Genomic DNA, 24,846 nt, shown 5'->3' with positions numbered 1-24,846 from the left:
AACGATGCGCCTTCCGCCATGACTGCCCCTGAGATAGCCATCGGGCAACAGTTTCTGGAGGTTTCCCTATGATACCCATACGACTGATACCCGTCATTTTCGGCCTTGTTCTTTCCTGCCTGATGTCCCTGCTTATCTCCGGCGTTTCCACGCTCCGCGGCGCGGGGCTGATCGACGGCTTCTTCGGGATCTGGATGGGAGCATGGCTCCCCTCCTGGATCATCGCTTTTCCGGTCGTACTGGTTGTCTCGCCGCTGGCGCGCCGGATCGTAGGCCGCCTCGCGAAACCGGCGGAGGGCTAAAACGATGACCTCTCCCGCCCATGATCCGCTTCCGCAACCAGCAGAACGATCGAGTGCCTTTCGTGGGGCGCTCGCCGCTCTTTCGCTCTCGATGTTGCTCTCTTCGCTCGGCACCAGCGTCGCCAATGTCGGCCTGCCGACATTGGCACAGGCATTCGACGCCTCCTTCCAGCAGGTCCAATGGGTGGTCCTTGCCTATCTTCTCGCAATCACCACCCTGATCGTCAGCGTCGGGCGGCTTGGCGACATTGCGGGACGTCGGCGGCTCCTGATCGCCGGGATTGCCCTTTTCACGGTGGCCTCGATCGCCTGTGGGATTGCTCCGACGCTGGGTATCCTGATCGCCGCCAGGGCTGCACAAGGTCTCGGAGCCGCCGCCATGATGGCGCTCACCATGGCTTTTGTCGCTGACATATTTCCAAAGACACGCACCGGCGCGGCCATGGGATTGCTCGGAACCATGTCGGCAATCGGCACCGCGCTCGGCCCTTCCCTGGGCGGCCTCCTGATCGCCGGCGCCGGCTGGCGGACGATCTTCCTGATCAACGTGCCGCTGGGCCTGCTGGCGCTCCTCCTTGCCTTTCGCTGCCTGCCTGCCGATCTTCGCCGCGAAGGACCGGACCAAAGACCGGGCTTCGACGTCTCGGGCACGCTGCTGCTTGCCCTGGTGCTTGCAGCCTACGCGCTCGCCATGACGATCGGCCGCGGCAGCCCTGGTCCGGTCAACGGCGCCCTGCTGCTGCTGCTGGCTGCCGTCGGAGCCGGCCTGTTCGTTCTTGTCGAAGCGAGAGCGACGTCGCCCCTGATCCGACTGTCGATGTTGCGCAATCCGGCCTTGAGCACGGGATTGATAACCAGCGCGCTTGTCTCGGCGGTGATGATGTCGACGCTGGTGGTCGGGCCGTTCTACCTTTCGCGTTCGCTCGGTCTCGACGCGGCTTTCGTCGGGCTCGTCATGTCGATCGGTCCGATTGTTTCCACATTCAGCGGCGTGCCGGCCGGCCGGCTCGTCGACCGCCTGGGCCCGGCGACGGCGGTCGTCATCGGTCTCGTCGGAATGGTGGCCGGCTCGCTTGCCCTCGCCCTGCTGCCCGGAACGTTCGGCATTGGCGGTTACGTCGCCGCCATCGCGGTGCTGACGCCCGGCTATCAACTGTTCCAGGCGGCCAACAACACCGCGATCATGGCGGACGCCGGTGCGCAGCAGCGCGGCGTCGTTTCCGGCCTGCTCAATCTGTCGCGCAATCTCGGCCTCATCACCGGCGCCTCGCTGATGGGCGCGGTGTTCGCAGGGGCCTCGGGAACGAGCGATGTCGCGACGGCACCTCCCGAAGCCGTGGCCGCCGGCATGTCGTTCACCTTTGCGATTGCCGGGGGGATGATTGCCGTCGCACTCGCGATTGCCGCCCTTCACCAGGTTGTTCCGGCAGTCCGCAAGCGTTTGGCCGGTTCGTCCAGGGAGCCTTGAAGGTCACGTTTCGTCATGCCATCGACGCCCGGGCGAACCCTTTCTTAACCCTGCTGTGGCAACACTTTTGCCCATTGTTCCCGTCTCCGTTAGAGTATTGCGTGCCCATCATGGCGGTTATCGAAACAGCGGAAAGATTGCTTCCGCCTGGTCTTAGGACCCGGCTGGCACCGCTGACCCGCAAGCTCCAATCGATCCTTACCGACGACGACGAGACAGCCCGCGCCCAGCGTCGCGCGCTGACCGCCTTCGTGATCCGTGTTGCAAGTGCGGCCATCGCCTTCGTGTCGCAGATCGTGCTCGCCCGCCTGATGGGCGAATTCGAATACGGCATATTCGCATTCGTCTGGGTTCTGGTCGTGCTGGCCGGCAATCTCTCCTGCCTCGGTTTCCACACTTCCGTCATCCGCTTCCTGCACCAGCACAAGGCGCGCGACGAGATGGCGACGGTGCGCGGGCTCAATCTCGCCGTCCGCCTGGTGGCGCTCATCTCGGCAAGCACGGTGGCCGGGCTCGGCTTCCTGTTCCTGCATGTCTACGGCCACACGGTCGAGGCCTATTACCTCGTGCCAGTGTCACTGGCCTTCTTCACCATACCGATGATCGCGCTCGGTGACGTGCTCGACGGCACCGCGCGTTCGAACGGCTGGACGGTGACGGCGCTCAGCCCGACCTACCTGATCCGCCCGACCCTGATCCTCGCGTTCATGCTGATGGCACTCTGGTTCGGCGCTGCTCACACGGCTGTTACCGCCATGCAGGCAGCCCTTGCCGCGACCTATGTCACGACGCTCCTGCAGCTGCTGCGCCTGACGCTGCGCCTGCGCCGGCTCTACGGTCCGGGCCCGATGCAGTTCGAGATCGGCGCCTGGTTCCGTTATTCCCTGCCGCTCTTCCTCGTCGACGGCATCGGCTTCCTGCTGACCAACGCCGACGTCGTCGTCGTCGGCCTCTACCTGCCGCCGGACCAGGTTGGCATCTATTATGCCGCCGCAAAGACGATCGTGCTGGTGCAGTTCGTCTACTTCTCGATCAAGGCAGCCGCCGGCCCCCGCTTCTCCGCCATCATGGCGGAGGACGACATGCCGGCGCTGGCCGCCTTTGCCGGACAGACCGCGCGCTGGAGTTTTTGGCCGTCGCTTGCCGTCGGGCTCATGGCGCTTGCAGCCGGCGAACTGCTCTTGTCGCTGTTCGGCAGCGCGTTTACGGCCGGTTACTGGCTGATGGCGATCCTGTTCTGCGGCATCCTCGCCAAATCCATGGTCGGCCCCGGCGAGGTGCTGCTCAGCATGGCCGGTCGCCAGAAGCTCTGCGTCCTGCTCTACGCTGTCACGCTGTTGGCGAGCATCGCTCTTAACATCGCGCTGATCCCCCGCTTCGGCCTGACCGGGGCCGCGATGGCGACGGCGGCGGCGATGATGATCGAGGCGATCCTGCTGCATATCGCAGTCCGCCGCACGCTCGGCATCGTGCTCTTCGCCTTTGCCGATCCGACGCCCTCTGCTCCTTCAAAGGCTTCCTGACCATGGCGTTACCTCCATTCAGCAGCGAATTCGAGGGCAATGGCGGCGGCCGGATGAGCATGCTCCAGACGCTCCGCGCCGAGCGGCCGGACGCCGACACCCATCTCCAGGTCGGCCGGCCGGGCCGCGAGCTCTGCCTTTATCCCGCAGCCTTCGGTTACGACCTGCAGGAAGAACTCGAATTCCTCTCCAACCGTGCGCTGGAGCCGAACATCTTCTTTTCGGCCCGGCTGCTCGCCCCCGCCATGCCGCGGGTCGAGGACAAGCAGGTCCGCCTGGCGCTGATCCGCGACGAAACCGGCACGCGCAGCCGCATGCGGCTGCTGATGCCGTTCACGGTCGAAAAGCCGGGCTTTTCCGTCGGCGCCTCGATCATCCGCGCCTGGGCCAATCCATTTGGGCCGATCGGCACGCCGCTCGTCGACGCGGAAGATTCGGCCGAGACGATCGACAACCTTTTCGATGCGCTCAGCATGCGCGAAGCCCGCCTCCCCTCAGTGCTGGTCATGCCGGACGTCAGGCTCTCCGGCCCGTTCGCGCAGCTCGCCAAGGCGGTGGCGATCGGACGCAACCTGCCGGTCACCGTCACCGATCCCTATCTGCGGCCGATGCTCGAAAGCCTGCTCGACGGCGAGACCTATCTCAAGCACGCGATCTCGTCGCACCACTACCGCGAAATGCGCCGCATCTGGCGCAAGCTCGGCAACAAGGGCGCGCTTAGCTATTCGGTTGCCCGCCAGCCGGAAGAAATCCGCCTGCGGATGGAGGAATTCCTCGCACTCGAAGCCCAGGGCTGGAAGGGCCGCAAACGCTCGGCCCTGATCAACGACCGCTACCGCGCCGCCTTCGCCCGCGAGGCGATCACCAACCTGGCGGAAGTCGACGCGGTCCGCATTCACACCATCGATTTCGACGGCCGTGCGATCGCCTCGCTCATCGTCTTCATCATGGCCGGCGAGGCCTATACGTGGAAGACCGCCTACGACGAGAGTTTTTCCCAGTTCTCGCCCGGCAAGCTCTTGATGGTGAAACTGACCGAGTGGCATCTCGAAGACGCCAACATCATGCGCACCGACAGCTGCGCGGTTCCCGATCACCCGATCATGAGCCGTTTCTGGGAGGAGCGCGAGGAAATGGGCACGCTGGTGATCGGCCTGCGCCAGAACGGCGACCGCGACGTGCGCCAGGTGGCAGCCCAGCTTCACCTTTACCGCAACACCCGCAACATGGCCCGCATGCTCCGGGAAAAGATCATGTCGCTCGCCGGCCGTTCGGAATAATCACTCCTGAATGATCACTCGGCGGCCGCCTTGTCCCGCAGCAGCCGGCGGATGACCTTGCCGCTGGTCGTCAGCGGGATGTCGTCGACGAAGGCCACCTCGCGCGGATATTCGTGCATCGACAGCCGCGTCTTCACCCAGTCGCTGACTTCCGCAGCCAACGCATCGCTGGGAAGATAGCCCGGTGCCAGCGCGATATAGGCCTTGACGATCTCGGTGCGGATCGGGTCCGGCTTGCCGACCACGGCCGCCAGCCGCACCGCCGGATGGCCGGTCAGGCAGTCCTCGATCTCGCTCGGCCCGATACGGTAGCCGGACGAGGTGATAACGTCGTCATCCCGTCCGATGAACTCCACATAACCGTCGCGGTCCTTGCGGCCGAGATCGCCCGTGATCAGCCAGTCACCGACGAATTTGGCTTCCGTCGCGGCCACATCGTTCCAGTAACCGAGGAACATCACCGGATCCGGACGGCGGATGGCGATCTGCCCCATCTTGCCGGCCGGAAGCTCGATACCCTTGCCGTCGACCACCGCCACATGATGACCAGGCACCGCCCGCCCGATCGCCCCGCCGCGCGACACGCCGAGATTGGCGGCCGAGGACAGCACGAAATTGCATTCGGTCTGGCCGTAGAATTCGTTGACCGTCAACCCCAGCGCCGCCTTTGCCCAGTCATAGGTCTCGCGGCCGAGCGCCTCGCCGGCCGAGGCGATCGTCCGCAGCCTGAGATCGTATTTTTCGAGCGGCTTTTCGACCGATTTCAGCAGCCGGAGCGCCGTCGGCGGAATGAAGGCATTGCGCACGTCCATCTCGCTCATGATGCGGAAGGCTATGTCCGCATCGAATTTCTGGGCCGGCGAGGAGACGACCGGAATGCCCAGCATCAGCGCCGGCAGCAGCACGTTGAGCAGGCCGCCCGCCCACGCCCAGTCGGACGGCGTCCAGATCCGGTCGCCTTCCTGCGGCGCGAATTCATGCGCCAGCTGAAAACCCGGAATATGCCCCGCCAGCACCCGATGGCCGTGCAACGCCGCCTTCGGCGGGCCGGTCGTCCCGGAGGTAAAGATCATCAGCGCCGGATCGTCCGGACGGCTATCGACGACCTCGAACAGCGGCGGATGGGCTGCAATCAGCGCATCGAGCCCCAAAAGGCCCTCGCCGGCCGGCGCCTCGCCCGTGACGATGACATGCCGCAACTCCGGCAGCTTTTCGCGCAGATCCGCAAGCCGCGACAGACCGAAGGGATTGGTGACGATCGCCGTCGCACCGGATGCCTTCAGCCGGTATTCGAGCGCCTCGGCCCCGAAGAGAAGCGCCAGCGGCAGGGCGATGCCGCCCATCTTGTAGATCGCCACATGCGCGATCACCGTCTCGAAACTCTGCGGCAGCAGCAAAGCCACCCGATCGCCGGGCTTCAGCCCGAGGGCGGCGAAGGCATTGGCCAGCGAGGCGGACCGCGTAGACAGCGCGCCATAGGTCAGCGCCCGATGGTCGCCATCCGGGCTGAAATGCTGGAGACAGATGCGCTCCGGAAATTCTTTCGCCCAGGCATCGCTGACCACCTCTCCCATGTTGAATCGCTCTGGGATCTCCCAGGCGAAATCGCCGAAAAGGTCTTCATAGGAGGTACGGGCAGGCAGTTTCATGGGCAGCGCTTCTATTTTTGCTGCACCAGCTAACATCCGGGATGCCGAAAATACAAGGGGGACATCGGAGGGGACCTGATATGGAGAAACCCATCCCCTGCGAATGGGGATGGGTTTCGAATACCAGGCAGATCAACGCGAGGCGCTCATCCGCAGCATGCGGCAGAGCGATTCCAATGCCGCATCGCCGCCGCCAGAGGTGATGTCTGCGCAGCGGGTGAGCAGGCGGCGCTGCTCGGTTTCGGACATCGCCTGGAAGGCCTGGAGTTGCGGGCCGGTGAGCCCGGCCGCCCCCGGAGCGCCCGCGGCGCCGGTACCGCCCAATCCGGCAGCGCCGATCCCCGTGCCCCCGAGGCCAAGCAGACCGGGGCCGGAAGCCGCACCAGGAGCACTGCCGCCGCCACCGATCGATGCGGTCGTCCGGGCATCCACGCCATCGCCGGTGCCGAGCGCGAGGCCGGCATTGACGCCATTTCTGCCCCCGAGAGAAACGGCCGCATCCCCATCGAGCCCACCCCCTCCGCCGACATTCGCATCGGCATTCAAACCATCACGCCCGCCCGCCGTCACATCCGCATCCGCCACGCCCCTGCTGCCGCCGATACCGACATCGGCGCTGACGCCGCCGGTTCCGCCGACAGAGACATCGGCACCGATCCCGTCGCTCGTATTCACATCGGCACTGACGCCATTCTCGCCGCCGACCGACAGGCCCTGCGCAAAGGTCTGCCCGGCAAAAGGCAGGGCGATGCATCCGGACAGCAACAGCACACGCAATGATTTCCGCATGATAATCTTCTCCTTCCGAAACCCGGCACCATTGCCGGACCTCCGAGAACCGAATATCCAGACGACACACATGTTTCAGGAGATGCTAAACTACGGCGATACGCCGTTAAGGAAAGGGAAAAATCCACCTCCCGCTGCCTTGATCCGGAACAACCGCGCAGGCACGGAACAGGCGGGATTGCAGCGTCACTTCACCCTTGCATGCCGGTGCGACGCCGTGATAGAGCGCATACCGCTACCCGAGTGCCCCGTTGGCGGAATTGGTAGACGCGCCTGACTCAAAATCAGGTTCCGAGAGGAGTGCTGGTTCGATTCCGGCACGGGGCACCACATTTCCTGGAAGCTTTGATATGGTTGCGGTCTTTTCGGCGCAACGAGTGCGTGCGCGGGCTCGTTTAAATTAAGCCGTTCAAAGCCACAATTTCCGGGAAACCCGACTCGGATGGCGAACAAGCTGGCATCAATCATTGAGAAAAATGGCGCACCCGACAGGATTCGAACCTGTGACCTTTGGAATCGGAATCCAACACTCTATCCAGCTGAGCTACGGGTGCTAACCTGAAAGGCGATGACTCGCCTCCGTCCGATGGTGGTTCTTAACTCAGGATGTAGCCCGCATCAATCGCCAATTTGCGATGGGCACAAATGATCCGATGGCGATACTCTGTTTTCCTCGAGGCAAGGGAGTCTTATGGCTTCCGGCCCGCGGCTGTCGGGGCGACCATTCAAAATAATTTGTCTTACGGCGCGGGGCCATCTGCTCTAAGTGAGGCCATGGCGTCCCGGCCGGTCAAAAATGCATATCAGGAGAGGCGCATGGCGCTGACAGCTTCCACACCCCGTTCCCGCGCCGGCATCGGCTATGCCGTCGTCGTTACCCTCGGCATGGCGGCGACCGTCGGGGGGGCGCTCGCCTTCCAGTATATCGGCGGTTACATCCCCTGCGCGCTCTGCCTCCTGCAGCGCAATCCTTATTATTACGGCATCCCGGTCGGCATCCTGGCGATCGTCGTCGCGGCGATCGGCCTGCCCGCCTGGGTCACCCGTGCACTGCTTGTCGTCATCGGAGTGATGATGCTGGTCGGCGCCGGCATGGGCGTCTATCACTCGGGCGTCGAATGGGCCTTCTGGGAAGGTCCGGCAAGCTGCGGCGGCGGCGCGGGCGTCACCACCAATGCCGGCAGCCTGCTGTCGGACCTGAACACGGTGCATGGCCCGTCCTGCACGGAAGCTGCCCTTCGCGTGGCTGGCCTCTCGTTTGCCGGCTGGAACGTGATTGCAAGCGTGATCCTTGCCGCCATCGCGTTCGTGGGCGCAAAAAAGGCCGCCTGAGGCGGCCTTTGTCCTATCGAATACCGGTGCAACCCGCTCCGTCTTACGGCTGCAGTTCCGTATCCCAGTAGAGATAGTCCATCCAGCTTTCGTGCAGATAGTTCGGCGGAAACAGCCGGCCGTTATTGTGCAGGTCCTGCACCGTCGGCTGGTAGGGCTTCTGGTGCGGGAACATGCCGGCCTGCTTCGGCAGCTTGCTGCCTTTCCGCAAGTTGCAGGGCGAGCAGGCGGCCACGACATTTTCCCACGTCGTCTCGCCGCCATGGGCGCGCGGGATGACGTGGTCGAAGGTGAGATCATCGTGTTCGCCGCAATACTGGCATTCGAACCGGTCGCGCAGGAAGACGTTGAACCGGGTGAAGGCCGGGTTGCGGGTCGGCTGGACATAGGTCTTGAGGCTGACGACGCTCGGCAGCTTCATCGAGAAGCTCGGCGAGCAGACCGAGTGATCGTATTCCGCGATGATGTTCACACGGTCGAGGAAAACCGCCTTGATCGCGTCCTGCCAGGACCAAAGCGACAAGGGATAATAACTCAGCGGCCGGTAGTCAGCGTTCAGGACGAGCGCCGGCAGGGCCTGCGGGGAGACTGCAATCGTCAAGTGACGCTCCTACCCGATTCGGCATCTGTACTTTCTATATTAGGTCCGTTGTTACAGGATTGTGAAGCCCAATAAATGCAGTGGGATACTCTGGACCGGCTTCAGGTCAAAGGTGTGACATCGCGACGCATTTTTGCCGCGTAATAAGCCCAGAAAAGCCTTGCCGCGACGGAACGCCACGGGCTCCAGATGCCCGCTGCAGCCGCCAGACTTCTGGACGAAGGACGTGCTTCAAGCCCGAATGCATGGGCGACCGCCGCCTGCAGGGCCACGTCGCCGGCCGGGAAGATATCGGCATGTCCGCCGCAGAACATCAGATAGACTTCCGCCGTCCAGGGGCCGATGCCGGGCAGAGCGGTCATCTGCCGGATGGCCTCCGCCGTTTCAAGCGCGGAGACGGATGCGAGATCGAAATGCCCGTCCGAAATTGCTGTGGACAAATGGAGAAGCGTCGCCGCCTTGGCCCGTGAGAGGCCGAACGTGGCGATGACGGCGGGGTCGAGCGCCCGGTATCCATCGGCGGTGACCGGGCCGGCGGCCGTTATCCTCCGCCAGATCGCCTCGGCGCTCGCCCTCGATACCATCTGCGAGACGACGATCGAGGCAAGGCCTGAAAAGCCCGGCTCGTTCAGCCTGAGCGGCACCGGGCCGGAGGCCTCGACGATCGGCCCAAGCCGCGGGTCGAGCGCAATCAGCGCCTCGAGCCCCGCCTGGATGTCCGAATGATCGCGGATGATGGACACCCTCGCCTCCCCATGGCCGTTTTTCAAAAAGCATGGCAGAAGACATCATGCCCGCTCCGCCTTCTGATAAACCGGTCTATCGTTTCGCGCCAAGCCCGAACGGGTTTCTGCATCTCGGCCACGCCCTGTCGGCATTCCTCAACCACGATATGGCAGCTGCAAACGGCGGCCGTTTCCTGTTGCGCATCGAGGATATCGACCTTGCGCGCTGCAACCCGGAATTCGAGGCGGCGATCTATCGCGATCTCGGCTGGCTGGGACTCCGCTGGGAAGCGCCGGTGCGGCGCCAGTCCGAACATTTCAACGCCTACCATGCGGCGCTCGACCGATTGACCGACATGGACCTCGTCTATCCGGCCTTTCTGACCCGCGGCGAGGTGAAGGCCAAAGTCACGGCTTACGAGGCAGACGGGAAGAACTGGCCGCGCGACCCGGACGGTTCGCCGCTTTATCCCGATGACGACCGGCATCGCAGCGGGGCCGAGCGGCGGAGACTGATCGCCGACGGTGTCCGGCATGCCTTCCGTCTCGACATGAAAAAGGCGCTTGCCCTGGTCGCGGCACCGTTGAACTGGACCGAGACCGGCGACAGGAGCCGCGGCGAGATCCCCGCCGATCCGTCGGTCTGGGGCGATGTGGTCCTCTCCCGCTCCGATGCGCCGTCGAGCTACCATCTGTCGGTGACTGTGGACGATGCGGCCCAGGGGATCACCCATGTGGTGCGCGGGCTCGACCTTTTCGAGGCAACGGCCGTGCATCGGCTGCTGCAGGAACTGCTGGGACTGCCACAGCCGGTCTATCACCACCACCGGCTGGTGGTTGGTGCGGATGGCAGGAAACTGTCGAAAAGCGAGGGTTCAACCGGGCTCGCGGCGCTTCGCGACCAGGGTCTCGGCGTCGGCGATATCCGTTGCATCCTTGGCCTTTGACAACGCTTCCCCGCGTTGGCGCCGCTCCCGCCGGAACCGGTTGAAGACCGAGTAGATCCGGTATTTCATCAGGGCGGCGTTGAACTCGGCGCCGAGAATGAAGATCACGCTGATCATGTAGAGGAAAACCAGCACGATCATGATCGATGCCAGCCCCGCATAGGTGGCCGCATAATTGGCGAAGCTCGACAGGTAGGAGGCGAAACCGAGACCGAACGCGGTCCAGATGACGATCGTCAGCGACACGCCCGGCAGCACGTCGATGATCCGCCTCCGTCCGGCCGGCAGCCATTTGTGCGAGAGCAGCAGCCCCAGCATCAAAAGCAGGGCCGTGCCATAGAGACCCCAGTTGGCGGCTCGCGTCAGGTCGCCGATCAGCCAGGGAAAGCGCGTTTCGGCAAAACGGAGCGCGACAGGCACTGCGACGAGCAGGATGCTGATCACCGCGAAGATGACGACGGCGACGATCACGTAACCGAGGCTGGCGAGACGGGTCACGTACCAGGGCCGGGTTTCCGTGACGCGATAGGCGCGGTTGAGGGAAATCCTGAGCGCCTCGACCCCGTTGGAGGCGAAATAGGCAGCCGCCAGGACCGAGATCGTCAGCAGCCCGCCGCGCGGGATTTCCAGCACCTGGCGGATTTCCGATGCGATCGGTGCGGCGATATTGGCCGGCCATGTGTCGAAGAGCAGATGCACCGCCGTTTCCGCAAAACCGCCGGCGCCCAGAAAGCCGGCGAGCGCCGTGCCGAAGATCAGGAACGGAAAAAGCGCCAACAGGCCGGAAAGCGCGACATGGCTCGCCATTGCCCAGCCATCGTCATCCGAGAAGTGCCAATAGGCGTCCCAAAGCACTTTGAAGGCGAGGCGATACCACCGGACGGGGCGGTTTTCTTCGGGCAAGGGCAACTCCGTTGTGACGTGGCGGGAAATATGGGAGGAACTCTTTCGATTGTACAGGGAGCCTTACTCAATGGCCGAAAATAGAACGATCATCGTTACCGGCTGTTCCTCCGGCATCGGCGCCCATTGCGCACGGGCTCTGAAGGCGGACGGCTGGTGGGTGTTCGCGACGGTACGCAGGCAGGCCGATCTCGCAGCCCTCGAGGCAGACGGTATCGAAGCCCTTTTGATGGACTATACCAGGCCTGACACGATCGCAGCCCTGGTCGAAACGGTACTCGAGCGCACCGGCGGACGCCTCGATGCACTGTTCAACAACGGCGCCTACGGCCAGGCGGGTGCCGTGGAGGACTTGGGCACCGACGTGCTGCGCGAGCAGTTCGAGACCAATTTCTTCGGTTGGCATGACCTGACGCGGCGGGTGATCCCGGTCATGCGCGCAAAGGGCCAGGGCCGCATCGTCAACTGCTCGTCGATATTGGGGCTGTTGCCCTATCGTTACCGAGGCGCGTACACGGCCTCGAAATATGCGCTCGAAGGCCTGACGATCACCATGCGCATGGAACTCGAAGGCAGCGGCATCGGGGTGAGCCTCATCGAGCCCGGCCCGATCGCCTCGCGCTTCACGGCCAATGCTCTTGCCAAGATCCGCGAGCATGTCGACCTCGAAGGTTCGGTCCATGCGGAGCAGTATCGGCGCCAGCTGAGGCGCCTCGAAGGAGGGGGTCAGGCCAACCGCCATAAACTTGGGCCCGAAGCGGTCTATGACGTCTTGACGCATGCCTTGACCGCACCTCGTCCGAAGCCACATTATCTGGTAACGAAGCCCGCCAAGCAGGGCGCTTTCCTGAAAAGAATACTCCCGGCCGCGCTCTTTTATAACCTGATGCGCCGGCTGGATTGAAAGGCAGCAATCCGACAATGTCTACTTTCACAACCGTGCTTGCCCTGATCGTCATGGGCCTCGTCGCTCTTGTCCTCATCCGCGGGCTGTTCAACATGCTGAAGGGCACCGATGCCAACAAATCCAACAAGCTGATGCAATTGCGTATTCTCTTGCAGGCGGTTGCAATCGTCCTCATCATGCTCACTCTCTGGATTACGGGCGGCGGTCGCCCGACCTGATTTTGATGACGGCGAATGGTAAAGCTCAACAAGATCTACACCCGCACCGGCGATAATGGCACCACGGCGCTGGTCTCGGGTCCGCGCCGCGACAAGCACGACCTTCGCGTCGAAGCCTACGGCACGGTCGACGAGACCAATTCGACGATCGGGCTGGCGCGCCTGCACACTGCCGGCATGGCCGAGCTCGATGCCATGCTCTTCCGCATCCAGAACGACCTCTTCGACCTCGGCGCCGACCTTGCGACGCCCGATACCGGCGAGAAGCTTGACTACGAGCCGCTCCGCATCGTCGAAGCCCAGGCGACGAGGCTGGAGGCCGAAATCGACGCGCTCAACGCCCATCTCGATCCGCTGACCTCCTTCGTGCTTCCGGGCGGCTCTGCCGCCGCCGCATACCTGCATCTCGCCCGCACCGTATCCCGCCGCGCCGAACGGCTGATGGTCGAACTGTCGCGGAGTGAGGCAATCGGCACCGCCGCGCTGAAATACATCAACCGGCTTTCCGACTTTCTGTTCGTGGCGGCGCGTTTTGCCAATGACGGCGGCAAAGCCGATATACTCTGGATCCCGGGCAAGAACCGGTAACCGCAACGGCGGAGGAGCCACAGCATGTTCATCCCGCTGCACGACGCCGTCGAACTCAAATACATCCGCGTGCAATATGTCACGATCAGCATCATTGCGATCAACGTGCTGATATGGCTGTTCACCAATTTTTCCGCACCAGAAGTGGCCGAACATGCTTCGCTCGGGCTCGGCTTCATCCCAGCGGTGATCTTCAACTACGCGACGCTCGATCCGTCGCTGGTGATCGTGCCCGACGACCTGACCTTCGTCACCTATGCCTTCCTGCATATCGACTTCTGGCATCTCGCTTCGAATATGCTGTTCCTCTGGGTGTTCGGCGACAATGTCGAGGACGCGCTGGGGCATATGAAGTTCCTCGCCTTCTATCTCCTCTGCGCAGCCGCGGGCGCCGCTCTCCACGGTTTCGTTGCGTCGAGTTCGGAAGGCCCGCTGATCGGCGCATCCGGAGCGATCTCCGGTGTCGTTGCCGCCTATTTCCTGCTGCACCCGCGCGTGCGCGTCTGGGTGCTGGTGCTCTTCCGTATCCCGCTGCCGCTGCCCGCCTTCATTCCGCTGGCGCTCTGGATCGTCCAGCAGTTCGCCATGCTGGCGCTCGATCTCGACGGCATGGTCTCCTGGGGCGCCCATGTGGGCGGCATCATCGCGGGTGCCATCCTCGTGCTGTTCATGCGACGCAAGGGCGTACCGCTGTTCGACCGCAACATCGTGACCCCGAAGGCTGTCGAGCTTAAGCCGAACGTTCGCCAAGCCGCTGCGGCAACCGAATAGAACTATGAGAAAACGGCAATGCCTGGAGGCAAATCCGCGTTGTAATCGCGCGAAAAATGCGTATCCATGTCGCCAACTGACAAATGAGGAAGCAGCAAATGTCGCAATTTGCGGCTGGAGATAGTCAAGGAAGGACCCCATGAAGATCCTGGTGCCAGTCAAGCGAGTGGTCGATTACAATGTGAAGATCCGGGTGAAGCCGGACGGCACGGGTGTCGAACTTGCCAATGTGAAAATGTCGATGAATCCCTTCGACGAAATCTCCGTCGAGGAGGCTTTGCGGCTGAAGGAAGCCGGCAAGGCGGAAGAAGTGGTGGTCGTGTCGATCGGCCCGGCAAAGGCCGAAGAAACACTGCGGACCGCGCTCGCCATGGGCGCCGACCGGGCGATCCTGGTCGAGACCGACGACGTGGTCGAGCCGCTTGCCGTGGCTAAGATCCTGAAGGGCATCGTCGATGCCGAACAACCGGGGCTGATCATCGTCGGCAAGCAGGCGATCGATGACGACTCGAACCAGACCGGCCAGATGCTGGCAGCCCTGCTCGGCCAGCCCCAGGCGACCTTCGCCTCGAAGATCGAGCTTTCCGATGGTTCCGCAAAAGTCACCCGCGAAGTGGACGGCGGTTTGCAGACGATCGAAGTCAAGCTTCCGGCCGTCGTCACCACCGACCTTCGCCTGAACGAGCCGCGCTACGCCTCGCTGCCGAACATCATGAAGGCCAAGAAGAAGCCGCTCGACAAGAAGACGCCTGGCGATTTCGGCGTCGACACCGCGCCGCGTCTGAAGGTCCTGAAGACGGAAGAACCGGGCGGGCGCAAGGCCGGCATCAAGGTGAAGACGGTCGAGGAACTGGTCGGCGCCTTGAAGACCGCAGGCGTTCTGTAAGGAAAGGGAGAACATCATCATGGCCATTCTTCTTCTGGCAGAACACGACAATTCGAGCCTCAACGACCAGACCGCCAAGGCGCTTTCTGCCGCGTCGAAGATCGGCGGCGACGTGCATGTGCTGGTCGCGGGCTCCGGCGCCAAGGCTGCGGCCGATGACGCCGCCAAGCTTGCCGGCGTCTCGAAGGTGCTTCTTGCCGACGACGCGGGGCTCGCCAATAACCTCGCCGAGCCGCTGGCGGCCCTGATCGTTTCGCTGGCCGGTTCCTACGACACGATCATCGCCGCCGCGACGGCATCGGCCAAGAACGTCATGCCGCGCGTCGCAGCGCTGCTCGACGTCATGCAGGTCTCGGAAATCATCGAGGTCGTCTCGGCCGACACGTTCAAGCGTCCGATCTACGCCGGCAACGCCATCCAGACGGTCCAGTCGACCGACGCCAAGAAGGTGCTCACCGTGCGCACGGCCTCCTTCCAGGCTGCCGGTGAAGGTGGCTCCGCTTCGGTGGAAACCGTCTCGGCTGCAGCAAACCCGGGCCTGTCGAGCTTCGTTTCGGATGCGCTCTCGTCGTCCGAACGTCCGGAACTGACCTCGGCCAAGATCATCATCTCCGGCGGCCGGGCGCTGGGTTCGGCGGAGAAATTCCAGGAAGTGATCCTGCCGGTTGCCGACAAGCTCGGCGCTGCCGTCGGTGCAAGCCGTGCCGCGGTCGACGCCGGTTACGCCCCGAACGACTGGCAGGTCGGCCAGACCGGCAAGGTGGTCGCGCCGGCGCTCTATATCGCCGTCGGCATTTCGGGCGCCATCCAGCATCTCGCCGGCATGAAGGACTCGAAGGTCATCGTCGCCATCAACAAGGACGAGGAAGCCCCGATCTTCCAGGTAGCCGATTACGGCATCGTCGGCGATCTCTTCGAAATCCTGCCGAAGCTTGAAAAGGCGCTTTGAGCCCCGTTCATTTCGCAGCCGCGAAAAATGCTGGCAAAACGACAAGTAGCGGAATAACAATCTGCCGGGCTGCATACATGCAGTCCGGCATTTTCATAAAATCGGCGTACGCTAGAGATAGCGTAAACGCCCAGGGAGCGAAACCATGGGTTTGGTCATAAAGAACATCGGCGTCATCGGAGCAGGCCAGATGGGCTGCGGCATTGCACATGTTTCGGCTCTCGCCGGCTACAAGGTGCAGATGTACGACGTGTCCAAGGACCGGATCGAAGCAGCGCTCGCCACCATCAACGGCAATCTCGCCCGTCAGGTCTCCAACGGCAAGCTCGGCGACGACGAGCGCAAGGCAGCCCTTTCGCTGATTGCCGGTTCTTCGGACCTCAACGACCTCGCGCCGATGGATTTGGTGATCGAGGCTGCGACGGAAGACGAGAGCGTCAAGCGCAAGATTTACGCGCAGGTCTGTCCCGTCCTGAAGCCCGATGCCTTGCTCGCCACCAATACCTCGTCGCTCTCGATTACCCGTCTCGCGTCGGCCACCGACCGTCCGGAGCGCTTCATGGGTATACATTTCATGAACCCGGTTCCGGTCATGAAACTGGTGGAACTGGTCCGCGGCATCGCCACCGACGAACCGACCTTCCGGGCCGCCAAGGACTATGTCACCGCGCTCGAAAAGACCGCGACGGTCGCCGAGGACTTCCCCGCCTTCATCGTCAACCGCATCCTGCTGCCGATGATCAACGAGGCGATCTATACGCTTTATGAAGGTGTCGGCTCGGTCGAGGCGATCGACACTGCCATGAAGCTTGGCGCCAACCATCCGATGGGCCCGCTGCAGCTCGCCGATTTCATCGGCCTCGACACCTGCCTGTCGATCATGCAGGTCCTGCACGACGGCCTGGCCGACAGCAAATACCGCCCCTGTCCGCTTCTGGTGAAATATGTCGAAGCCGGTTGGCTCGGCCGCAAAGCCGGCCGCGGGTTCTACGATTATCGTGGCGAAGTGCCGGTTCCGACGCGGTAAGCGGACGCCGCTTTGACCTTGCCTTGTCAGAAAAGGCATTTCGAGCTATATTGATGGAGTGAGAGGCGAGCTTCCGCCCGCCCCTCCATTTACGAATAGAAGGTTACCCGCACGCTTGCCGGCCAGCTCGTGCGGGTTTTCCGTATCATAAACGTGATGCTAAATGGTTTGAACCACATAGCTCACCCTCCGTTTGGATGGCGAGGCCTTCGCCCTGGTCGGAGGGGCCAATCCTCTCCGATACGCTTGGCAGCGCGCGTCTGCTTTGGCCATACAACCAAAAGCAGCATAGAGTAGAGATTTACATCACTTCAATTGGAAAATTGCGGCCTAAGGCGCCTTCGCGGCCGTGATCAGCGCCCTGGCATCCGGGCTGTCCCAGGCTGCCGGGCCGTTCATCGCGGAAATCAGGCAGCCTTGTCTGTCCATAACCAAGGTCACCGGCAGGCCGAAGGCGAGGCCTTCCTTCTTCAGCGAATTGAAGACGCCCATCGAGCTGTCGCGGTAGTAACCGAGCGCATCGACGCCGTATTCGGCGAGGAAGGCCTTGGGCTTTTCGTCGCTGCCGGTATCGATATTGACCGCGACGACCTCGAAGTCCGGACCGCCCATGCCCTTCTGCAGCGCGTTCAACGCCGGCATCTCTTCCCGGCACGGGCCACACCATGTGGCCCAGAGATTGAGGAGCACCGTTTTGCCGGCGAAATCGGCGGTCTTGAGGTCCCGGCCGTCCGGTCCCTTGAAGGCGAGATCGAGCGGCCGCGGCGGCTGGGCGGCGACCATGGCGGCGACCTGGCCCCTGGAGAATTGCGAGACCGACTTCACCGTCTCGACAGCACCTTCGCAGGCGCCGGAGGATTGGGCGAGAAGCCCGCTCTCGCCATTGCCAGACCCCATGCTACTCACGTATACCGCCACGGCACCGGCAAGTATTCCCGCAACGGCGGCAATCACGATCAATCTGGCGGACGGAAGGCCGAAAGGTCTTTTGGTCGTCATCAATTACTCCAGGACTAGGCATCATGGCTGACGGCACGAAGGACGCAGTATCCTCCAACCAGATGTGGGGCGGGCGCTTCGCTTCAGGGCCAGATGCGATCATGGAGGAGATAAATGCCTCGATCGGTTTCGACAAGAAGCTGTTCGCCCAGGATATCCGCGGCTCAATAGCGCATGCGACGATGCTCGCGGAAAAGGGCATCATTTCGGGCGAAGATAAAGACAAGATCGTATCCGGCCTGAACACGATCATGTCAGAGATCGAAACCGGCAAGTTCGAATTTTCACGCAAGCTCGAAGACATCCACATGAACATCGAGGCGCGGCTGGCGGTCCTGATCGGCCCCGCCGCCGGACGCCTGCACACCGCTCGCTCGCGCAACGACCAAGTGGCGCTCGATTTCCGCCTCTGGGTGAAGGAAGAACTGGTCAAGACGGAAGCGATGCTGACCGACCTGATCGCCGCTTTCCTCGACCGCGCTGAAGAACATGCCGATACGGTCATGCCCGGCTTCACCCACCTCCAGACCGCCCAGCCGGTCACCTTCGGCCATCACTGCATGGCCTATGTGGAAATGTTCGGCCGTGACCGCGCCCGTGTCCGCCACGCGATCGACCATCTCGACGAAAGCCCGATCGGCGCCGCAGCCCTTGCCGGCACGCCCTACCCGATCGACCGCCACATGACGGCCAAGGCCCTGGGTTTCCGGGAACCGACCCGCAACTCGATCGACACCGTTTCCGACCGCGATTTCGCGCTGGAATTCCTGTCGGTCGCGGCGATCTGCGCCGTGCATCTGTCGCGCCTCGCCGAAGAGATCGTCATCTGGTCGACGCCGCAATTCGGCTTCGTGCGCCTGTCCGACGCGTTCTCGACCGGCTCGTCGATCATGCCGCAGAAGAAGAACCCGGATGCCGCCGAGCTGGTGCGTGCCAAGACGGGCCGCATCAACGGTTCTCTGGTGGCGCTCCTGACCGTCATGAAGGGCCTTCCGCTCGCCTATTCCAAGGACATGCAGGAAGACAAGGAACAGGTCTTCGATTGCGCCGAGAACCTGGAACTGGCAATCGCCGCCATGACCGGCATGATGCGCGACATGACGATCCGGGCCGACAAGATGCGGGCAGCCGCCGGTGCCGGTTATTCGACGGCGACCGACCTTGCCGACTGGCTAGTGCGCGAAGTCGGCCTACCCTTCCGCGACGCCCATCATGTGACCGGCCGCGCGGTGGCGCTTGCCGAAAGCAAGGGCTGCGACCTTTCCGAACTGTCACTGGAAGAACTGCAGTCGATCAATCCGGCCATCACCGACAAGGTCTTCAACGTCCTGTCCGTCGATGCCTCCGTCGCCAGCCGCACCAGCTTCGGCGGCACCGCGCCGGCGGAAGTGAGGAAGCAGATCGCCTGGTGGCGCGCCAGGAATTGATGTCGGCCGCAACGAACGCCGAGAAGTGATGCCGGATAGTGACTGCACAAGCGCGCGGAACTTCGCTATGAAAGTTCCGCAGCCGTGCCGGAGAAGGAATAGAATGTCGAAGTCCCTGGTAAAAATCGCCCGCATCACATTTGTGCTGAGCCTCGCCGGCATCGTTGTCGTCGGCTGCGGCCGCAAGGGCGCCCTCGACCGCCCGAGCACGCCGGTGGAGCAGCAGAACATCCGCAAGAGCGGCAAACCGGGCGAACAGAAGACCGAGCCGGTCGCCAACCGGCCTTTCCTGCTCGACCCGCTCCTGTAATTTTCGAGTTTTACCGTGAATCATTTTCATTACATCGACGGCGTGCTGCACGCCGAGAACGTGCCGATCCCCGAAATCGCCAAGGCGGTCGGGACCCCTTTCTACGTCTATTCGACAGCCACCCTGGAACGCCACTACAAGGTTTTCGCCAAGGCGTTCTCCGATGTGGACGCGATGGTCTGCTACGCGATGAAGGCGAATTCCAACCAGGCGGTGCTGAAGACGCTCGGGCGGCTCGGAGCCGGCGTCGATGTCGTCTCCGGCGGAGAGCTGCGTCGGGCGCTGGCGGCCGGCATTCCGGCAAGCCGCATCATGTTTTCGGGCGTCGGCAAGACGGTGCAGGAAATGGATCTGGCACTATCGGCCGGCATCTACTGTTTCAACGTCGAGTCCGAGCCGGAGCTGGAAGTCCTCAACCTGCGCGCCCGAAAAGCCGGCAAAAAAGCGCATGTCTCCTTCCGCATCAACCCGGATGTCGATGCGGGCACGCATGCCAAGATCTCGACCGGCAAGAAGGAAAACAAGTTCGGCATCGCCTATGAGCGCGCCCGCGCCGTTTACGCTCATGCCGCGACGCTCGATGCCATCGACGTCAAGGGCATCGACATGCATATCGGTAGCCAGATCACCGAACTGCAGCCATTCGAGCATGCCTTCCGGCTGCTGCGCGAACTGGTGGATACGTTGCGCACAGACGGCCACCGCATCGATCACGTCGACATCGGCGGCGGTCTCGGCATTCCCTACCGCCAGGACAACAATCCCCCGCCACTGCCCGATGCCTATGCGGAGACGGTGAAGCGCCAGCTGCGGTCGCTGAACTGCAAGATCGTCACCGAGCCCGGCCGGTTGATCGTCGGCAATGCCGGCATTCTGGTGACCGAGGTCATCTACGTGAAGGACGGCGGCGAAAAGTCCTTCGTGATCGTCGACGGCGCGATGAACGACCTGATCCGTCCGACGCTCTACGACGCCTATCACGAGATCCGTCCGGTCGTGGTGCCGGCCGCCGATGCGCCGCGTATCAAGGGCGACGTGGTCGGGCCGGTCTGCGAAACCGGCGATTATCTGGCGCTCGACCGCGAGATGGCCGAACCCCAGCCGGGCGATCTGATCGCAATCTCGTCCGCCGGCGCTTACGGCGCCGTGCAGGCAAGCACCTATAACAGCCGACTGCTGGTGCCGGAGGTTCTGGTGAAGGGATCGGAGTTCCATGTGGTGCGCGCTCGCGGCAGCTACGAAGAGCTGATCGGCCTCGATTCCGTGCCGGCATGGCTTGAATGACCATTTAACGCGCGTTCACTTTTACGGGAAAGCCCGGAAAATATGGGGGCGGATCGCCCCCTGCCCTCGTCTTCGCCACAAACACTGTTATCTTGGAAGCTTGATTTGCGCCGCCACGACTGGAGACGGACCGCATGAGCTTCATCCGCAAAGGTGCCTTCGAATCGCATCCCGTGCTGGCGCGTCGCGTTGCACTGAAACGGTCCTTCGCCCGGATCGTGTTGTTTTTCGAACGGATTTTGCCGCTGCTGCTCGCGCCCATCGCTATAGCGGCGCTCTTCCTGTCGGCTGCCTGGTTCGGGATTTTCCGGATCGCTCCGGATTGGCTGCGCTGGGTCCTGGTCGGCGGCTTTGCCTTTGCATTCGTCTATGCGCTGCTGCCGTTAAGCCGCATGCGCTGGCCGGCGGTGGCTGATGCCGATCGGCTTCTCGAAGTCCGCAACAACCTGCCGCACCAGCCGGTCGGGGTCCAGGACGACCATCCGGCTTTCGAGACGCCCTTCTCACGCGCGCTCTGGAAGGAACACCAGATCCGCATGGCCGAGCGCATTGCAGCGCTCGATGCCGGCCTGCCGCAGCCGGATATCGCCCGGCACGACCGGTTCGCCCTGCGTGCCATTCCGGCTCTCGTCTTCGTCGTCGCGCTCGGTTACTCTTTCTCGAACGGCGGCGGTTCTCCTGCCGATGCCCTCCGGCCCGCGCCGCCGGCGCCGAGCATCAACCCGGACCTGCGCATCGACGCTTGGCTGACCCCGCCCTCCTATACCGGCCGCGCCCCGGTCTTCCTCACCGGCCGCGAGGTCACCACCACCGTCGCCGCCGTCTCGATTCCCCAGAATTCGGCGCTGACCGTGCGCGTCACCGGTGGTGAAGGCGGCGAGGCAGTGGTCTTCGCACCGAAGGCCGGCGGGCAACCGTCGACGTTGATCACCGAGGAAGCCAAGAAGGCGGCGGAGACGGCTGCTCAGCAACCGCAGCAGGGCGCCACCGGCCAGCAGGGGCAGCAGGCCGCCCAACAGCCACCGGCTCAGCAGGCTGCGCCGCAGCAGCCCAATCAGCCGCGGCAGCCGCGCACCTATGCGCTTAACGTCGCCGAGAGCGGCAGCCTGACCGTCAACGGCCAGAGCTGGGCCTTTGAGGTCATCCCCGACCGGCCGCCGGAAATCGCCTTCGACGGCCAGCCGAAGCGTTCCGTCAACGGCGCGCTCGAAATCGGCTTTACCGGCAAGGACGATTACGGCATCCGCGAAGCCCATGCGCTGATCGAACCGGTTGATCAGCCGGCTGCGGGCGCGACCCCGCTCTATCCGCCGCCGGATTACCGGCTCGACCTGCCGCGGCAGAACAGCCGCGAGGTCAAGAGCCTGACAAGCCGCAGCCTGATCGAGCATCCGCTCGCCGGCAAGCGGGTCAGGATCACCCTGATCGCCAAGGACGGCGCCGGCCAGACCGGCCGCAGCCCTCCCCATGAAATGGTGCTGCCGTCGCGCGGCTTCTCCGAGCCGCTGGCGGCCGCCGTCGCCGAAGAGCGCCAGGTCTTCGCGCTCGACACCCGCCAGATGCCCCGCGCCATCGAACTCAACGAGGCGCTGGCGATCCGGCCCGACGAAACCATCCCCAACCTCAGCCACTTTCTGCTGATCCGCTCGGCGCTCGAGCGCATGAAGCTCGCCCGCAACGAGGAACAGCTGAAGGATACGGCCGAATATCTCTGGGAAATCGCGCTCGGCATCGAGGACGGCGACCTGTCGCAGGCCGAGCGCCGCCTGCGCGACGCCCAGCGCAATCTCGCCGAAGCGCTGCAGAACAAGGCGTCCGACCAGGAGATCGCAAAGCTGATGCAGGAACTGCGCGAAGCCATGCAGCAGTTCATGAACGAGCTTGCCCAGCGGATGCAGAACGCCCCGCAGGCGCCCAACAACATGCAGTCCCAGAACGTCATCCGCCAGCGTGACCTGCAGAACATGATGGACCAGATCGAGAACCTCGCCCGGTCCGGCAATCGCGATGCAGCCCAGCAGATGCTCAACGAACTGCAGCGGATGATGAACAACCTGCAGGCCGGCAGGCCGCAGCGTGGGCAACAGGGCCAGCAGCAGCAGAACAGCCAGATGCGCCAGCAGATCGACAAGCTCGGCGAGATCATGCAGGAGCAGCAGCGTCTGATGGATCAGACCTTCAAGCTGGACCAGGCACTGCGCGACCGCATGCAGCGCGGCGATCCCAGTGGGCGGCCCGGCGATCAAAGCCAGCAAGGGCAACAGCAGCAGGGCCAGCAACAGCAAGGTCAGCAGGGCCAACAGGGCCAGCAAGGGCAGCAGAACACCGACCAGATGACCGCCGAGCAGCTTCGCGAAGCCTTGAAGAACCTCCGCGCCCAACAGGAGGGCCTCGGCAAGAAGCTGGAAGAGTTGCAGCAGGCGCTGAAGGGCCTCGGCATGCAGCCCGGCGAAGGTTTCGGCAAGGCGCAGAGCGAGATGGGCAATGCCGGCAAGGCGCTCGGCGAAGGCCAGGGCGAGCAGGCCGTGCAGGGACAGGGCAATGCGCTGAGCGCGCTGCGCCAGGGCGCCCAGAACATGATGCAGCAGATGATGCAGGCCATGCAGCAGCAAGGCCAGGGTCAGGGCCAAGGCCAGGATCGCGGCGGCCCGGGCGAGAACATGACCTCGCAGGGTGGCCAGAACGGACGCGACCCGCTTGGACGCCCGCGTGCCACGTCAGGCCCGGATTTCGGCGATCAGGTGAAGGTGCCTGACGAAATCGACGTCCAGCGCGCCCGCGAAATCCTCGAAGCGATCCGCGAAAAGCTCGGCAATGCCTTGTCCGGCGAGGCCGAGCGGCAATATCTGGAACGGCTTCTGGATATTCGTTGAGCGATCAGGCGGCTCGGGAGTTTCCAGTCGCCAGCGCTGAGGCGACGGCGCGGCGGATATCGGGCAGCGCGAACGGCTTCTGCACCACGTCGATCACCTTGGCCGCGAGATCGTCGGCTCGCTCCCGCTGCTCCGCATAACCGGTCATCAGCAAGATCTTGAGATCCGGGAACCGAGCCGACGCCTGGTGCACCAGTTCTATGCCGTCCATGACCGGCATGCGGATGTCGGAAAGCAGCAGGTCGAAGGGCCCTTCGCTCAGCTTTTCGAGACCTTCCGCGCCGTCGCCCGCTTCATGGGTCTCATGACCATCGAGACGAAGCGCCCGCGCAACGAACATGCGGAGCGAATCCTCGTCTTCGGTAATCAGGATTTTTGCCATTGCGGTGATCGCTCCCGTGTTTTGTTTATGTGGGAAGCAAATCAACAGAGTTTTCTTGTCGAGGAGTAAACGCCGGCCCGTTGCGGGCCGACATGGTTAACACCTCGTCTCGCCCGGTGCAGGCAAATGCGTCAGGCGTCTCCGGTCACGACACCGACGAAAGGCAGCTCGCGGAAAGCATAGGCCACGTCCATGCCGTAACCGACGACGAAATAATCCGGACATTCGAAACCGACATAGTCCGCCTCGAGATTTTCCTGGCGCTTGACGCGCTTGTCGAGCAGCACAGCGATGGAGACGTTGCGGGCGCCGCGCTCATAGAGCATTTCCTTGGCGAATTTCAGCGTCCGGCCGGATTCGAGAATGTCGTCGATCAGCAGCACGTCGCGGTCCTTCACGTCGCTGTCGATGTCCTTGACGATCCGCACGCCTTGCGAAACGGTGCCGGCACCATAGCTCGACAGCGTCACGAACTCGACTTCCGGTGCAAGACCCACGTCATGCAGTGCCCGCAACAGGTCGGCAGCGAAGATGAACGAGCCCTTGAGGATGGCGATGACGAGCAGGTCCTTGGTCGGCCCTGTGGCGATCTGTGCCGCGATCGCATGGTTACGCTCAGCGATCTGTTCGGCGGTATAAAGCGGCTCGATGATTTTGCCGCGTACGACGGGCATGAGGGTCTCCTACGTGTCCGTAAAAAACCGCG

General features: G+C 63.2%; 25 protein-coding genes and 2 tRNA genes. 18 read left to right on the top strand and 9 right to left on the bottom strand.

Translation table 11 applies throughout. The annotated features are described in order from the left end of the window. Nucleotides 1–68: 68 nt before the first annotated feature. From GQ59_RS12895 to GQ59_RS12880, 4 genes are all read left to right on the top strand, one after another. Entirely contained in the window at nucleotides 69–302 is a 234-nt protein-coding gene (locus tag GQ59_RS12895) for a DUF2798 domain-containing protein (protein WP_037081742.1), read from the top strand. A 4-nt stretch (nucleotides 303–306) separates the two neighbouring features. Continuing rightward, nucleotides 307–1,770, top strand: coding sequence for an MFS transporter (locus tag GQ59_RS12890; RefSeq protein WP_051903925.1), 1,464 nt, complete (start codon nucleotides 307–309; stop codon nucleotides 1,768–1,770). A gap of 101 nt (nucleotides 1,771–1,871) precedes the next feature. Then, a complete protein-coding gene (locus tag GQ59_RS12885) occupies nucleotides 1,872–3,293 on the top strand; it encodes a lipopolysaccharide biosynthesis protein (protein ID WP_280114041.1) in 1,422 nt (473 codons plus the stop codon). 53 nt (nucleotides 3,294–3,346) lie between these two features. Further along, nucleotides 3,347–4,573 (top strand): GNAT family N-acetyltransferase, encoded by a 1,227-nt coding sequence (locus tag GQ59_RS12880; protein ID WP_244447958.1) that lies wholly within the window; start codon nucleotides 3,347–3,349, stop codon nucleotides 4,571–4,573. Nucleotides 4,574–4,587: 14 nt separating this feature from the next. Here the strand turns inward: GQ59_RS12880 and GQ59_RS12875 are convergent, their stop codons facing one another. Together GQ59_RS12875 and GQ59_RS12870 are read right to left on the bottom strand one after the other, a co-directional pair. Continuing rightward, nucleotides 4,588–6,222, bottom strand: coding sequence for an AMP-binding protein (locus tag GQ59_RS12875; protein ID WP_037081739.1), 1,635 nt, complete (start codon nucleotides 6,220–6,222; stop codon nucleotides 4,588–4,590). 132 nt (nucleotides 6,223–6,354) lie between these two features. Then, a complete protein-coding gene (locus GQ59_RS12870; RefSeq protein WP_037081738.1) occupies nucleotides 6,355–7,011 on the bottom strand; it encodes a hypothetical protein in 657 nt (218 codons plus the stop codon). A gap of 245 nt (nucleotides 7,012–7,256) precedes the next feature. Here GQ59_RS12870 and GQ59_RS12865 point away from each other — a divergent pair. Beyond that, nucleotides 7,257–7,341 (top strand) — tRNA-Leu (locus GQ59_RS12865). 147 nt (nucleotides 7,342–7,488) lie between these two features. On the opposite strand, the gene GQ59_RS12860 is transcribed toward GQ59_RS12865, so the two are convergent. Next, nucleotides 7,489–7,565, bottom strand: a tRNA-Arg gene (locus tag GQ59_RS12860). A gap of 262 nt (nucleotides 7,566–7,827) precedes the next feature. On the opposite strand from GQ59_RS12860, the gene GQ59_RS12855 reads away from it, so the two are divergent. Beyond that, entirely contained in the window at nucleotides 7,828–8,343 is a 516-nt protein-coding gene (locus GQ59_RS12855; RefSeq protein ID WP_037081736.1) for a disulfide bond formation protein B, read from the top strand. 43 nt (nucleotides 8,344–8,386) lie between these two features. Here GQ59_RS12855 and GQ59_RS12850 read toward each other — a convergent pair whose 3' ends face one another. Further along, complete coding sequence (locus GQ59_RS12850; protein ID WP_037081734.1) at nucleotides 8,387–8,944, bottom strand: HNH endonuclease; 558 nt, start codon at nucleotides 8,942–8,944, stop codon at nucleotides 8,387–8,389. 101 nt (nucleotides 8,945–9,045) lie between these two features. Further along, complete coding sequence (locus GQ59_RS12845) at nucleotides 9,046–9,687, bottom strand: DNA-3-methyladenine glycosylase family protein (RefSeq protein WP_037081732.1); 642 nt, start codon at nucleotides 9,685–9,687, stop codon at nucleotides 9,046–9,048. A gap of 32 nt (nucleotides 9,688–9,719) precedes the next feature. Here GQ59_RS12845 and gluQRS point away from each other — a divergent pair, with 32 nt between their 5' ends. Then, complete coding sequence (gluQRS, locus tag GQ59_RS12840; RefSeq protein WP_037081731.1) at nucleotides 9,720–10,616, top strand: tRNA glutamyl-Q(34) synthetase GluQRS; 897 nt, start codon at nucleotides 9,720–9,722, stop codon at nucleotides 10,614–10,616. Here gluQRS and GQ59_RS12835 read toward each other — a convergent pair. Beyond that, on the bottom strand, nucleotides 10,545–11,519 hold the full coding sequence (locus tag GQ59_RS12835) for a YihY/virulence factor BrkB family protein (protein WP_037081729.1): 975 nt from the start codon (nucleotides 11,517–11,519) through the stop codon (nucleotides 10,545–10,547). The genes gluQRS and GQ59_RS12835 overlap by 72 nt on opposite strands. Before the next feature lie 70 nt (nucleotides 11,520–11,589). Here GQ59_RS12835 and GQ59_RS12830 point away from each other — a divergent pair, with 70 nt between their 5' ends. From GQ59_RS12830 to GQ59_RS12800, 7 genes are all read left to right on the top strand, one after another. Beyond that, nucleotides 11,590–12,423, top strand: coding sequence for an SDR family oxidoreductase (locus tag GQ59_RS12830; protein WP_037081728.1), 834 nt, complete (start codon nucleotides 11,590–11,592; stop codon nucleotides 12,421–12,423). A 17-nt stretch (nucleotides 12,424–12,440) separates the two neighbouring features. Then, a complete protein-coding gene (locus GQ59_RS12825; RefSeq protein ID WP_037081726.1) occupies nucleotides 12,441–12,644 on the top strand; it encodes a twin transmembrane helix small protein in 204 nt (67 codons plus the stop codon). Nucleotides 12,645–12,659: 15 nt separating this feature from the next. Next, the gene (locus GQ59_RS12820) at nucleotides 12,660–13,232 is read left to right on the top strand and encodes a cob(I)yrinic acid a,c-diamide adenosyltransferase (RefSeq protein WP_037081724.1); all 573 of its coding nucleotides are present in this window, start codon (nucleotides 12,660–12,662) and stop codon (nucleotides 13,230–13,232) included. A 24-nt stretch (nucleotides 13,233–13,256) separates the two neighbouring features. Further along, nucleotides 13,257–14,003, top strand: coding sequence for a rhomboid family intramembrane serine protease (locus tag GQ59_RS12815; protein ID WP_037081722.1), 747 nt, complete (start codon nucleotides 13,257–13,259; stop codon nucleotides 14,001–14,003). Nucleotides 14,004–14,142: 139 nt separating this feature from the next. Then, nucleotides 14,143–14,889 carry an electron transfer flavoprotein subunit beta/FixA family protein gene (locus GQ59_RS12810; protein WP_037081720.1) on the top strand — a complete coding sequence of 249 codons (747 nt, stop codon included), beginning with the start codon at nucleotides 14,143–14,145 and terminating at the stop codon, nucleotides 14,887–14,889. A 19-nt stretch (nucleotides 14,890–14,908) separates the two neighbouring features. Beyond that, complete coding sequence (locus GQ59_RS12805; protein ID WP_037081719.1) at nucleotides 14,909–15,838, top strand: electron transfer flavoprotein subunit alpha/FixB family protein; 930 nt, start codon at nucleotides 14,909–14,911, stop codon at nucleotides 15,836–15,838. A 145-nt stretch (nucleotides 15,839–15,983) separates the two neighbouring features. Next, nucleotides 15,984–16,865, top strand: coding sequence for a 3-hydroxybutyryl-CoA dehydrogenase (locus GQ59_RS12800; protein WP_037081717.1), 882 nt, complete (start codon nucleotides 15,984–15,986; stop codon nucleotides 16,863–16,865). A gap of 330 nt (nucleotides 16,866–17,195) precedes the next feature. Here the strand turns inward: GQ59_RS12800 and tlpA are convergent, their stop codons facing one another. Further along, nucleotides 17,196–17,864: a thiol:disulfide interchange protein TlpA gene (tlpA, locus tag GQ59_RS12795; RefSeq protein WP_037081715.1), complete on the bottom strand. Its 669-nt coding sequence runs from the start codon at nucleotides 17,862–17,864 to the stop codon at nucleotides 17,196–17,198. 23 nt (nucleotides 17,865–17,887) lie between these two features. On the opposite strand from tlpA, the gene argH reads away from it, so the two are divergent. From argH to GQ59_RS12775, 4 genes are all read left to right on the top strand, one after another. Next, nucleotides 17,888–19,291: an argininosuccinate lyase gene (argH, locus tag GQ59_RS12790; protein ID WP_037081714.1), complete on the top strand. Its 1,404-nt coding sequence runs from the start codon at nucleotides 17,888–17,890 to the stop codon at nucleotides 19,289–19,291. A 103-nt stretch (nucleotides 19,292–19,394) separates the two neighbouring features. Beyond that, entirely contained in the window at nucleotides 19,395–19,601 is a 207-nt protein-coding gene (lptM, locus tag GQ59_RS12785) for an LPS translocon maturation chaperone LptM (RefSeq protein WP_037081711.1), read from the top strand. A 15-nt stretch (nucleotides 19,602–19,616) separates the two neighbouring features. Next, nucleotides 19,617–20,885, top strand: coding sequence for a diaminopimelate decarboxylase (lysA, locus tag GQ59_RS12780; protein WP_037081710.1), 1,269 nt, complete (start codon nucleotides 19,617–19,619; stop codon nucleotides 20,883–20,885). Nucleotides 20,886–21,019: 134 nt separating this feature from the next. Next, nucleotides 21,020–23,758: a TIGR02302 family protein gene (locus tag GQ59_RS12775; RefSeq protein WP_037081708.1), complete on the top strand. Its 2,739-nt coding sequence runs from the start codon at nucleotides 21,020–21,022 to the stop codon at nucleotides 23,756–23,758. A gap of 4 nt (nucleotides 23,759–23,762) precedes the next feature. On the opposite strand, the gene GQ59_RS12770 is transcribed toward GQ59_RS12775, so the two are convergent. Both GQ59_RS12770 and hpt read right to left on the bottom strand, forming a co-directional pair. Next, a complete protein-coding gene (locus GQ59_RS12770; RefSeq protein WP_037081707.1) occupies nucleotides 23,763–24,140 on the bottom strand; it encodes a response regulator in 378 nt (125 codons plus the stop codon). Nucleotides 24,141–24,271: 131 nt separating this feature from the next. Then, nucleotides 24,272–24,814 carry a hypoxanthine phosphoribosyltransferase gene (gene hpt, locus GQ59_RS12765; protein ID WP_037081706.1) on the bottom strand — a complete coding sequence of 181 codons (543 nt, stop codon included), beginning with the start codon at nucleotides 24,812–24,814 and terminating at the stop codon, nucleotides 24,272–24,274. Nucleotides 24,815–24,846 lie beyond the last annotated feature (32 nt).

Source organism: Neorhizobium vignae (genome assembly GCF_000732195.1).
GTDB lineage: Bacteria > Pseudomonadota > Alphaproteobacteria > Rhizobiales > Rhizobiaceae > Neorhizobium > Neorhizobium vignae.
This window is presented reverse-complemented; position numbering and strand designations above follow the sequence as displayed.